The sequence below is a fragment of the Flavobacterium sp. B330r genome (assembly GCF_056824325.1).
On sequence record NZ_CP124860.1, the window covers coordinates 2,500,560 to 2,513,709 of the forward strand.

6 protein-coding genes are annotated in these 13,150 nt (G+C 33.3%); 5 read left to right on the forward strand and 1 reads right to left on the reverse strand.

The genetic code is table 11. The features are described from left to right. Positions 1-206: 206 nt before the first annotated feature. Positions 207-1,892 carry a gliding motility lipoprotein GldJ gene (gene gldJ, locus QLQ95_RS11255; RefSeq protein ID WP_095928014.1) on the forward strand — a complete coding sequence of 562 codons (1,686 nt, stop codon included), beginning with the start codon at positions 207-209 and terminating at the stop codon, positions 1,890-1,892. Between the two features lie 117 nt (positions 1,893-2,009). Continuing rightward, positions 2,010-3,293 carry a UDP-N-acetylmuramoyl-tripeptide--D-alanyl-D-alanine ligase gene (locus tag QLQ95_RS11260; RefSeq protein ID WP_482503849.1) on the forward strand — a complete coding sequence of 428 codons (1,284 nt, stop codon included), beginning with the start codon at positions 2,010-2,012 and terminating at the stop codon, positions 3,291-3,293. 37 nt (positions 3,294-3,330) lie between these two features. Here the strand turns inward: QLQ95_RS11260 and QLQ95_RS11265 are convergent, their stop codons facing one another. Then, positions 3,331-6,210 carry a helix-turn-helix and ligand-binding sensor domain-containing protein gene (locus QLQ95_RS11265; protein ID WP_482503851.1) on the reverse strand — a complete coding sequence of 960 codons (2,880 nt, stop codon included), beginning with the start codon at positions 6,208-6,210 and terminating at the stop codon, positions 3,331-3,333. A 344-nt stretch (positions 6,211-6,554) separates the two neighbouring features. Between QLQ95_RS11265 and QLQ95_RS11270 the strand changes: the two genes are divergently transcribed. From QLQ95_RS11270 to QLQ95_RS11280, 3 genes are read left to right on the forward strand one after another with little or no spacing between them, the layout of a single operon-like run. After that, entirely contained in the window at positions 6,555-9,785 is a 3,231-nt protein-coding gene (locus QLQ95_RS11270) for a SusC/RagA family TonB-linked outer membrane protein (RefSeq protein WP_482503853.1), read from the forward strand. Positions 9,786-9,801: 16 nt separating this feature from the next. Continuing rightward, on the forward strand, positions 9,802-11,511 hold the full coding sequence (locus tag QLQ95_RS11275) for a RagB/SusD family nutrient uptake outer membrane protein (protein WP_482503855.1): 1,710 nt from the start codon (positions 9,802-9,804) through the stop codon (positions 11,509-11,511). A 28-nt stretch (positions 11,512-11,539) separates the two neighbouring features. Further along, positions 11,540-12,331, forward strand: a complete 792-nt coding sequence (locus QLQ95_RS11280; protein ID WP_095928009.1) for a hypothetical protein — start codon at positions 11,540-11,542, stop codon at positions 12,329-12,331. The last annotated feature ends 819 nt before the right edge of the window (positions 12,332-13,150 follow it).

A 13,150-nucleotide genomic window follows, 5' to 3' on the forward strand; every position in this document is an offset into this window, starting at 1 on the left:
AAAAACCGAAATTTAATTAAAAAATAATTAGTAAGTAAAAATATAGTATTTCATGTTACAGTAAATAATAAAAAGTATATTTTTGCGTTCGTAACTAAAGGTTATTTTCTGGAAAAAACAGCTAAATAAAATTATTAGAACAGATGTTGCCAATTAAATGTTAATTATTATATTGCAGCACCTAAATTTATCACCTAAGAATGAGTATGAAAGTAAACAAAATTGTAGTCTTGCAGTTAATGATGTCAATGGTATTGATGTTGGGCACGGCTAGTTGTAGCAAAAAATCGAGTTCGAGCCATGCTTCTAGAGCTACAGGCTGGGATGTAGATAGTCAGAATGGAACTGCTGCCAGAAATGCAGGTAAAAAACAACAGGCTGGTCCTGGTTTGGTTTTTGTTGAAGGAGGTACGTTTACTATGGGTAAAGTACAGGATGATGTTATGCATGATTGGAATAACACGCCGACTCAACAACACGTTCAATCATTCTATATGGATGAAACCGAAGTTACGAACGGTATGTACTTAGAATACCTAGAGTGGTTAAAGAAAGTTTTTCCACCAACAGAAGAAAATTACAAGAATATTTATGAAGGAGCATCTCCTGATACATTAGTTTGGAGAAATCGTTTAGGATACAACGAAACGATGACTAATAACTATTTAAGACACCCATCTTATGCTAACTATCCTGTAGTTGGTGTTAACTGGATTCAAGCAGTTGAGTTTAGTAAATGGAGAACAGACCGTGTTAATGAGGCTGTTCTTGAAAAAAGTGGTTATCTTAAAAAAGGAGCTAAAACTGCAGATGTAAGTGCAGAAAGCTTGTTTAATACTGAGGCTTATTTAGCTTCTCCATCTACTACTTATGGTGGAAACGAAGAGTTAGTATTGAAGAAAAATCCAACAGGAAGAAAACCTAGAGCTGGTAAAGACGGTGTAGTTCCTGAAGAGAAAAACGTTTATGCTCAGCGTTCTTCTGGTATCATTTTACCAGAATATAGACTTCCTACTGAAGCAGAATGGGAATATGCAGCTGCTGCAGACGTTGGACAAAGAGAATACAACATCTACAAAGGGCAAAAGAAATATCCTTGGTCTGGAGATTATACACGTTCTAACAAACGTAAAAATAAAGGTGATCAATTGGCTAACTTTAAACAAGGAAACGGTGATTACGGTGGAATTGCAGGTTGGTCTGATGATGGAGCTGATATTACGAATGAAGTAAAAAGTTACGCACCAAACGATTTCGGTCTTTATGATATGGCAGGAAACGTTGCAGAATGGGTAGCTGACGTTTACAGACCTATTATTGATAATGAAGCAAATGATTTTAACTACTACAGAGGAAATCAATATGCTAAAAACAAAATTGGTAAAGATGGTAAACTTGAAATCGTTTCTACTGCTAATATTAAATATGATACTTTAAGTAACGGTAAAGTTATTGCAAGAAACCTTCCAGGAGAAATTGCTCAGATTCCAGTTGACGAACAAGAAACATATTTGAGACAAAACTTTAGCACAAGCGACAATATCAATTACAGAGATGGTGATAAACAATCTTCTAGATATTTTGATTTTGGTGACTCAGAGTCTGGATCTAAAACAGAACAGGCAATGTACAACTCTCCTAAACATAATGTTACAACAGACAGTTTAGGAAAAATGATCAGAAAATACGATAACTCTAGTAAGCGTACTACTTTGATCGATGATAAAGTAAGAGTTTACAAAGGAGGATCTTGGAGAGATAGAGCTTACTGGTTAGATCCAGCTCAAAGAAGATACTTCCCACAAGATATGGCAACTGATTACATTGGTTTCAGATGTGCAATGTCTAGAGTAGGTTCTAAAGCTGAAAAAAGAAAATCTCCTAGAAACTAAGATTTAGGAATTCAAATAATAAAAATTCCAAATTCCAAAAGCTGAATATTCAGTCTGGAATTTGGAATTTTTTTATTGTTTTTTTTCTACTTTTATGACATATTAAAAAAATTATAAATGAATATTCAAGACATTCATAACTTATATTTAAAGTGCAGTTCTTTGTCTATCGATACAAGAAAAATCGAAAAGGACTCGATGTTTTTTGCTATTAAAGGAGAGAATTTTGATGCTAATACATTTGCGAAAGAAGCATTAGATTTAGGAGCTTTATTTGTTGTTATTGACAACGAATCTTATTTTATAGACGATAGGACTATTTTGGTAAAAAACAGTCTGGAGACGCTTCAGGAACTGGCAAAGTTTCACCGTACTTATTTAGCGCTCCCAATTGTTGCTTTAACAGGTAGTAACGGAAAAACGACAACAAAAGAATTAATCAATGTTGTTTTGTCAAAAAAGTTCAAGACAAAAGCGACTGTTGGTAATTTAAATAACCACATTGGTGTTCCGTTAACATTGCTTTCTTTTACAAAGGAAACCGAAATCGGAATTGTAGAAATGGGGGCCAACCATCAAAAAGAAATTGAATTTTTATGTCAGATTGCACAGCCTGATTTTGGCTATATAACCAATTTTGGAAAAGCGCACTTGGAAGGTTTTGGCGGAGTTGAGGGTGTAATCGCAGGTAAAAGCGAAATGTACCAATATCTTTCTGCAAACCAGAAAACTGTTTTTGTAAATTTAGAAGATCCGATTCAGATTGAGAAATCAGCAGGTATAAAGTCTTTTACTTTTGGATTAAAAAAAGAAAAAGCAGACTTAAATATCGAGAATATTACGGCAAATCCTTTTGTTGCTATTGAATACAATGATTTTTCAATAGAATCTCATTTAATTGGTCTTTACAATGCCAATAATATAAATGCGGCTACAGCAATCGGAAAATATTTTGAGGTAAAAGAAAGTGATATTAAGAGCGCTATTGAGAATTATATTCCGGCTAACAATAGATCTCAAATGATGCAAAAAGGCTCAAATGAGATTATTTTAGATGCTTATAATGCTAACCCGAGTAGTATGGCAGTGGCGATTACCAATTTTTTGCAATTGGACAAGAAAAATAAGATTATGGTTCTTGGCGATATGTTCGAATTGGGAGATGAAAGTCTTCACGAGCATAAAGTTATAATTGATTCTTTAGCAGATCAAAAACAGGCTTTATGTTTTCTAATAGGAAAAGCTTTTTTTGCGAATAAGATTTCGAGTGAAAATATTCAATTTTTTGAAACATTCGATACTTTTGCCGAATTTTTAAAGACCTTCCGTTTTGAGTATAATATGATATTGATAAAAGGTTCACGAGGTATGGCCTTAGAACGAACTTTAGATTATATTTAATAAAAGAAAAGCCATTCAAATTTGAATGGCTTTTCTTTTATATACTCATTAAGAATCCGATTAGGTTTTCCTTTTTGTTTAAGCCTAATTTCTTTCTTAAACGATAACGGGCTAACTCGACTCCACCTGTAGAAATGTTCATAATTTCGGCTATTTCTTTGGTAGACATATTCATCAATAAATAGGTAGATAAATCTAATTCTCTTGGAGAAATGGTTGGATATTGTCCTTTTAATCGCTTTAAAAACTCAAAATGAACGTTTTTAATGTGCTTTTCGAGGTCTTTCCAGCTCTTGTCGGTATTTACTTCTTTTACAATGCTTTTATGTAATTTGCTAAACTCGGATTTGGTTGTTTCGTCTAAAATTCCAGTGTCAATATCTTTCAGTTTATGAATGATTCCGTTTAAAACTTTGTTCTTTTTTACAACCTGTAAAGAGTTGTTTACCAGTTCTTTATCTTTTGCTAAGATTTTGATTTGAAGCTTGTCGTTTTTTAGCTTTTCAATTTCTTTTTCCAAATCATGTTGTTCATGTCTAATTTTAGACTCCTTTTCAAGATATAGTCTTCTTTGTTCAATGGTTTCATAATATCTGTTTTTTCTAATCTTCAGTTTAATTCTAACAGAGATTAAATACGCGCCAAGCAAAATGAGCACTAAATAAAATAAGTAAGCCAAAAAGTGTCTGTACCATGGTGGAGATACGGTAAATTCTACTTCTGTGATACTAGATTCTATACCATAGCTATTTCTGGTTTTTAGTTTCATTACATAATTGCCTTCTCTTAGATTGGTATATTCTTTTATTGCTGTCGATGACCATCCGCGCCAATTTTCTTCAAAAGGTTCTAACTTGTATGAGTACATTACGTTTTCTTGGTTTTCATACGTTGGCGACGCAAAAGTAAATTTGACACGATTGTACTTATACGGTATGCTGTAGGATTCTAGTTTATTGGCCAAATTACCAGTCAAAATTGTATCTCCAGGATTCGTAAAGCTTTCAATAAAAGCTTTTGGCTTTGTCATAAAAGTGTTTGGAATAATGGAGTTATAGTGAGCCAAACGATCTGTTAATCCTATAAAAACATTTTGCGGATCTATTGCATTTACAGATATGTAATTGTTAACCAAATTCCCAGTTAAATTTGAAAAAATAGCTTGTTTTTTCGTAAAAGTTCCGTTCTTGTTTTTGACTAATACGCCAAGAGATTCGTTAAAAGCATACCAAAGGTTTCCGGCAGAATCTTCAATTAAGGTATTAATAGTAGGAATTCCGTTGAATAAGTTTGTTATTTTTTTATCTTCAAAAAAGGCTTCCTGCTCGACAGAATATCTGTAAAAATGATTTTTTACCTGAAAATAGACTCTGCCATTTATATTTTGCAGACTGTTTATTCCTTTGTATTTTTCTGATATGTTGACGTGCTTTTTTATGAAATCAAAGCGCTGTAAGTCTTCAGATAATTTTACTTGGTACAAGAAAGGGTTTTTCTTTAGCCATAGATAGTTCGCATCAATTTCTATAGAAAAATTATTGGTCGTTTCATCAAATCCTTTTACTTGATGTAAATAATCGTATCCAGTTGCTGATCGTTTAAAGACTGAAAATCCATTATAACTTTCACCTATAATGTAGTTTTCATGATCAGGTATTTTTTTGAAGCCAAAATATCCTTTATTGTCCAGTATTTTTGATACCCTATTGTTTTCAATAATTAAGGCTCCACTATTACTGGCGCATATTAATACATTATTTAAAACCTGAATGTTCCAAACTTGAGAGATTGTTCCTTCTACTCTTGTAAACGGACTGTCTTTAAAAGAACCTCCCCAATTGTGATAAAATAAACCCTGATTGGTTGCGACATACAGATTCCCGTTATACATCGTAGAGGCGTATACGGTACCTATATTATAACTGTAATCAAAGTAGGAGAATGGAGAATTTTCATTTATAAAAGTGATACCATTATCTAGTCCGAGCCAAATATTACTTTTGTTGTCAACAAATGAAGCTAGAATTGTATTGTTCTGAATTCCTTTTTGGCGGTTTAAATGTTGGATTATTTTTCCGTTTAGATCGCAGATAATCGCTCCGTCTAACACCGAATTAAGTATTATAAATTTATTTTTGATGATAGATCCACCCAGCGAAGTATTTTTCTTTATGAATTCATTGGCTTCAGTTGCCCAAGGTTTAATAATGCCATTTTCGGATACAAAAAGTCCTTTCTCTAAAGTAGCATATAATAACTTATTGTTAGACAACGGGAAAAGTGACCAGATCTCTTTGTCATTAAACACAGTGGTACCTTTTATTGCAGTAAGTCTTCTGTTTTTGTATTCGAGTACGCCTAATGTTTTGTCTTGAAAATAAAGTCGATTGTTTACTAAAAATGAAAATTGAAATTTATGAGGAGCTGTAAGTGTGGTGACTTTTTCATTTTTCAGAAAAAATACTTTGCTGAAAGACTGAAAGATAACTTCTCCATTAAAGATGTGAATTCTCCATATTAGATTAATGTTTTCTTTGTCTATTGGGCTCAATAGATTGTAAAGAGAATGGTATTTTAAAATTCCTTTTTCGTCGTTTTTGAAATAGCCAAATTCGTTATTTCCTCCGACAAATATCCTTCCTAAAGCATCAATTTTTAAGCTTCTAATCTCAGATTTGTTCGGTAAAGAGTATTTATGCCAGTTGGAGCCGTCAAATTGAATTAGACCGCTGTTGTTTGCAAAATAAATATTTCCATTTTTATCCTGATCAATACTCCAGTTTTGAGTTCCTCCTTTATATTCTGATCGTTTATAATTTTTTATATCTGGAATTCCAATATTTTTTACCTGCGAAAAACCTTTAATTTGTAAGAATAATAACAAAATTAATGTAAAAATTCGAACTATGTATTTCATAAAATTTTAAATATATTTTTATTAGAAATGCTTTATTTTGATTTTAAATTGTTGATTTATCAATCACGATAAATCTTGTTTTTTGATTTTTTTATAAATTATAACGTAATAGTTACTCTTCTGCTCATGTAATATACGTTTTTTTTAATTAACATTTTTATAACAATTTTTTTTAAAAATTAAAACGCAGTAAATCAATTTTTTAAAAGATAAATGTTGTGTTTTTGTAGTGTATTAATATTTAGTTTGAAGTGTTTTTGTAAAGATTTTTAATAAGAGTTTATTCAAATTTAACATTATCATTGCATTAAATTACTAATTAATTAACCAAAATTTTTAGAAAAATGAAATTGACAAAATTATTTATTTTTTGTGTTTCGTCTTTACTGTTTTCTGTTGTCGCATTAGCTCAGGATGTGACAATAAATGGAATCATTAATGACGAAAGTGGATTACCCGTCCCAGGTGCGACGGTTTTAGTAAAGGGGACTAATAAAGCAACTGCATCTGACTTTGATGGGAAATTTCAGATTAGTGCTCCCTCTAACGGAACTTTGACTATTAGTTTCGTTGGTTTTGAAACTGTAAATGAAGTAATAGGAGGAAAAACCAAACTTACTATTGTTCTTAAAGCAGTATCTCAAAGTTTAAATGAAGTTGTAGTTATCGGATACGGTACGCAAAAGAAAGCTTTGATTACGGGTGCTTCTACCAACTTAAAAGGAGAAACACTAAAGGAATTGAATACGGGATCGGCTATGGAAGCTCTTCAAGGTATTGCGCCAGGTATTAGCATTACAAGAAATAGTGGTGCACCGGGAGCTGGAACAAAAGTTGTTATCCGTGGTATCGGTACCATTGGATCTTCAAATCCTTTGTATATCGTAGATGGAGTTGCTGTTGGAGATATTGATTATCTAAGCCCTTCAGATATCGAATCTATAGATGTTCTTAAAGATGCGGCTTCTGCTGCGATCTATGGTTCTAGGGCAGCAAATGGAGTTGTTTTGGTAACTACAGTGAAAGGACGTAAAGGAAGACCAGCTAAAATTTCTTATGACACTTATTTTGGAATTCAGAACATCTACAAAAATCTGGATCCTTTAAATGCACAAGAATACATGTACATCATGGATGAAGGAAGAGTAAATGATGGTCTTGCTCCAAATGATTGGAAAACAATGTTAACTACCAACGATTGGTTAGAAAGAAATTATCCTGGAGCTGGAACACAGCTTGGAGAAGAGATCTGGAATAAACTGCAAAATGGTTGGACAGGAACGAACTGGATCAATGAAATGTCTAAAAAGGATGCTCCTGTAGTGAATCATTCGATTAATATTACTGGAGGAACTGAAGATATTACGTATTCATTTGGGGTTTCTTATTTTGATCAAGACGGTATACTAGGTGGAAATATAGTAGATGCTGGATTTAAAAGATTAACCGCAAGGATGAATACCCAAATGGTTTTGAAAAAAAATGAAAGCCATAATATTATCACTATTGGAGAGAATTTAACTTATACCAATATTCAAAAGAGAGATGTTTCAAATGGAAACATTTATGGAAACGACTTACATAATGCTCTTACACAAAACCCGTTACAGCCTGCTTATTGGCAGACAGCGATTGATAGAAATATCAACGAATACGGATTTACTCCTACATTAGATGGATTAAATACAAATCAAACCAACCCTTTGGCGGTAATGTATTACAGAAGTAATTACAATTATCCAAAAGATCATAAAATTATTGGGAATGTATTTGTAGAGATTGAGCCAATTTCTAACCTGAGATTTAAATCAGTTTATGGAATCGATTCATGGTTTGGATACAATAGAACAATGAACCCAACCTATCATTTGGGAGTACTGTACAATGATGCTATTGATGGCGCTACGCAATCTCAGTATTTTGGTGCTAACTCAACATGGACAAATACAGCTGCGTATCAGAAACAAATTGGTAATCATAATATTAATGCAGTAATTGGTACAGAGTTATGGCAAAGAATTGTTGATAATAATGTATATGGTTCAAGAAACGGTTTATTGTTTCCAAATGATCCAAAGTATTCTTATTTAGATAACACTAAGAGCCCTGGAACTGTTGCCGATATTAATACGACAGGCTTTGATAAAGCAGCGGGTGGTGGTGCTATTATGTCTTATTTTGCACGTGCACAATACGATTATAAAGAGAAATATCTTCTTTCTGCAGTTATACGTCGTGACGGATCTTCAAACTTTGGTGATGGAAACAAGTATGGTAATTTCCCGTCAGTATCTGCAGGATGGGTTGTGACAAAAGAAGATTTTATGGCAAGCACTTCAAAATATCTTAATTTTTTGAAGTTAAGAGCAAGCTGGGGGCAAAACGGTAATCAATATACTGATTATGCTTTCTATTACTCATCTAGTATTAAATATGCTTTCCCTGGGTACTTCTTTGGAGATACAAAACCAGTTTCTGGACAGACTGCATATCCTTCAACAGTGCCAAATCCAGATGTTAGCTGGGAAACGTCAGAACAGTTAGATTTCGGATTTGATTCAAGTTTTTTCGATTCAAGATTAGGAGTAACATTTGACTGGTACAAGAAAACAACAAAAGACTGGTTGGTTAAAGCACAATACCCTGGAACTGCTGGTGCCGATGATCCTTATATTAATGGAGGAGATATTGAAAATACTGGTTATGAGCTTTCTGTTACTTGGAAAGATAAAATTGGTGGTTTTAAATATGGTGCTACTGTAAGTGGAGCTTTCAATAAAAATAGAGTTACAAGAATTGCAAACGGTAATGGTATCATTAACGGTTTATCGCACGTACTATCTCAAGGAACCTCAGAGATTTCAAGAGCACAAGTAGGTTACGCGATTGGTTCTTTCTATGGCTTTAAAACAGCAGGAATTTTGCAAAACCAACAAGAGGTTGAGGCTTACGTAGGTCCTACAGGTCAGCCATATTTTAATGATCAGCGTCCTGGAGATGTTCGTTTTGTCGATCTAAATAATGATGGTGTTATAGACGAAAAGGATAAAACAATGTTAGGAGATCCAAATCCTGATTTCCAATTAGGTATTCAGTTAAACTTCGAATATAAAAATGTGTATTTAAACACTACAATGGCAGGGAAATACGGAATGCAGGTAATGCAATCTTACAGATCATTTGCTGATAGCCCGAAACAAAATTATACTTCAGATGTTTTTGATCGTTGGCACGGAGAAGGAACTTCAAACAAAATGCCTCGTTTAAGTTCTGTATCAAACAGAAATACAAATTATATTTCTGATATATACATGCACAATGCTGATTATTTGAGAATTAATAATTTAACTGTAGGTTATAACTTTAATGAAATACTGAAAGATTTTAAATTTATCTCGAATCTTAAATTTTATGTTGCTGTAAATAACTTGTACACATTTACTAAATATGATGGTATGGATCCAGAGGTGCGCTGGGGAGGAGATAATACAAACTATTCATGGGCTTCTGGGGTAGATCTTGGTCTATATCCACAATCGAGAACAGTAATGTTTGGATTAAGTGCAGATTTTTAATATTAAAACATTGACAATGAGAAAACTAAGATATATAATAGCAATTTCAGCAATTTTTGCAGTATCAAGCTGTGATGATTATCTGGATACCGAGAACCTTTCAGAAAAGAGTTTAAATAGTTTTTATAAGAGCCCTACTGATATAAACGAAGCCATGGCAGGTGTTTACAATGCCATCTATACAGCGAATGTTCATAGTGAAGAACAGGTTGCTGCCAACTTGATGGATAATATGATGTTTGGTGGAGGAGGTCCTGATGATAAATCTGCAAAGTGGGTAGATAATTTTGAAGACCCTGCTGAAGATACTTATCGCGACATGTGGAAACAATCGTACAATGGAATTTCTAGAGCAAATGCTATTATAGAAAAAGTTCCAACGGCAGATTTTTCTAAGTATTTTAATACACCACAAGAAGCAGACGATTTTAAAAAGCAAGCGCTTGGTGAGGCTTTATTTATGAGAGCTTTCTTTTATTTCAGATTAGCTAAATTCTTTGGAGGAGTTCCATTGATTGTAACATATGATGCAGATAGATTAGTGCCAAGAGCAACTTATGAGGAGACCTTTGCACAAATTGCATCTGACTTGAAATTGTCTATTGAAACCTTGCCTTCTACGCCATTTACAAGTATTCCGACTTCTAGATATGGACATGCTAATAAATGGGTTGCTGAAGCTTATTTAGGACGTGTATTTTTGTTTTATACTGGATACATGAGCAATATCGAAAAGAAAGCAACCGCAGATTTACCTCTTGTGGGCGGCGGTTCTTTAACAGGAACGCAGGTTGCCTCTTATTTAGATGATTGTATCAATAATAGTGGTCATAAGCTAGCATCTGATTTCAGAAACCTTTGGCCGTATTCTTATGTGAATAAAAGTGCAAAAAGCGATAGTGTATTGCCTTGGGCTGCTGCAGAAGGTTTGTCATGGGTAGGCCAAGATGGCGTTACACCAACATTTGGCACAGGAAATTTAGAGACTATGTTTGTACAAAGATATTCTTTTGGTAACTGGGATTGGACAAATGGTCAGAGCTATACTAATAGACTTGCCCTGTTTAATTCATTACGCGGTAACTCACTGGCACCTTTTGGAGAAGGTTGGGGATGGTGTACCGTAAACCCAAGATTGTATAGTGGCTGGGATGATGCTGACCCAAGAAAAAGAGGTTCTATACTTGAAGTGGGTAAAGCGGATCAAGGAACAGATGGCTATGCAGCAGATAAAGGGGACCATGAAACAGGGTATTTTAATAAAAAATATGTTTCATTACAGCATGACAATGGTAAAGGATCATATGTTGGTATGTTTGTTCAAATGTATGCTTGGTCAATTACAGATATGCAGTTAATGCACGCTCAAGACTTTATTTTCATGCGTTTTGCAGATGTATTATTAATGCACTCTGAAATTACTAAAACAGCTGACGGTATGAATGCAGTAAGAGGAAGAGCTCATCTTGGACCAGTTGCCTATTCTCTTGAAAATATTAAAACAGAACGCTTGCATGAATTGGCTTTTGAAGGTTTACATTGGTTTGACTTAGTTCGTTGGGGAGATGTTGAAACCGCTTTTAATGATGTAACTCAAGTTAGAAATTCTGGTGTTGATGCTAATTATAGTGTAAAATACAGAACCGAAACTAAAGGGTTGGTTCCGATTCCTGAAACTGAAATTAGACTATTGAATGGAGTTTACAATCAAAATCCGGGTTGGTAATATTTAATAACTATTAATAATTAGAAAGATGAAAATTCATAATATAAAATATTTACTAATTGCTGCATTTATGCTGGTCTTTTCGGCATGTGACCCAATTGTAGATGAACAGCATTTACAGAATTCTACAGACGTTGCAGGTGTTCAATTAAAAAGTGTGCAAACCCCTCCTGGCGGAAATAAAATTACTTTAAGTATGGATACGCCTGGTGTTACGGGGTATTGGGACTATAATTTAGGAAAAGCGCTTACAAATGAAGTAACTGTTGTTTATCCAATTCCTGGTAAGTCTACTTTTACATTCATAGGAACTTTAGGAGGAGAATTTTTTACAAAAACGATAGATGTACAAGTTGACAAACTTGATACTCCATTAGATCAAGATTGGTATGATTTAGTTAGTACTAATACTGCGGCAGGTAAGACATGGGTTTTTGATGGTGCTGCAGGTACAGGTGAAGCTTATTGGTTTATGTCTCCTCCAGATAATCCTGATTCAGCCATGACTGCTTGGTGGAATGCGGGAGATTGTTGTCCTCCTTTAGACGTTGATGGCAAAATGCATTTTGACTTAAATGGGGCTGCGAATTACAATCATTATCAAACGGCTTCTGCAACAGCTGAAAAAGGAAGCTTTGTTATGGATATTGCTAATAAAAAGTTATTTATCACTAATTCAAAAATTTTAGGATATGAGGCAGGAAATACAGCTAACGAATATTCTATTGTTACACTTACAGAAGATAAATTGGTTTTATATGTGCCAAGAAGTTTAAAAGATGCTGGAACTGGTTGGACATTTGTATACAGACCTGAATAATATTTTGTGTTAGTTATTTCGAAAAAGGAAGACTAAAAGATTCCTTTTTCGAATTTCAAACCTTTTATGCTTCATTCTAAGAAAGAAGTGTATTTAAGATTTAAACTATGGTTAGTTTAAGTTAAGTTTATTGCCTGGTTAGCCCATAATTTCGATTATGGGCTATTTTTTTGCTTATTACTTTCCTAGAATTTATACACTTTGATTATGATTGATATGCTCTCTAATGCCTTAAAAACGCTCTTTATATCCAATTTCTTGGCCGTATTCCAACACAACTCTTTTTTATTTTCATTTAAGGCAGTATAGGATAGTTTTAAGCATGTAAAAATGGTGTTTTGAAGCTTTTTAAAGCTTTTCTGGAAGATTCTTTTCTGTCTTCTTTAAAATAAAATTATAGTTGTCCTGAAAAGGCTTAATAGAAAGCCCAATTGCGAGATTAAAATTCATTGAAAAAACCAAGCTTTTTCTCATTTGCGCTAAAAAATGATGTTTTCCCCATTTTTTAAGGCGTTATTTCTCATTTTTTTGATTCGTAAAGCCTTTTAAAAGAAAGTAATTTCTGGTAAAATTTAGTAAAATAAGTTTTTTCTTATAATAAAAATTATTGCTGATAATGTAAAAAAAGTAGGGTAAAAAAACGATATTCTCTATTTTTTTGATTTTAGTAAAAATGAACGTTTTATTCTTCTAATTGTTTATTTAATAGCTATTTACAACGTAATAGTAGGCACTACCACGTTGTAGTTTTGATGTTTTTTAATAAACTATTCAGCTAAAAAGTTGATGTAGTGTTATTTTTTAATATTAACTTTTTTT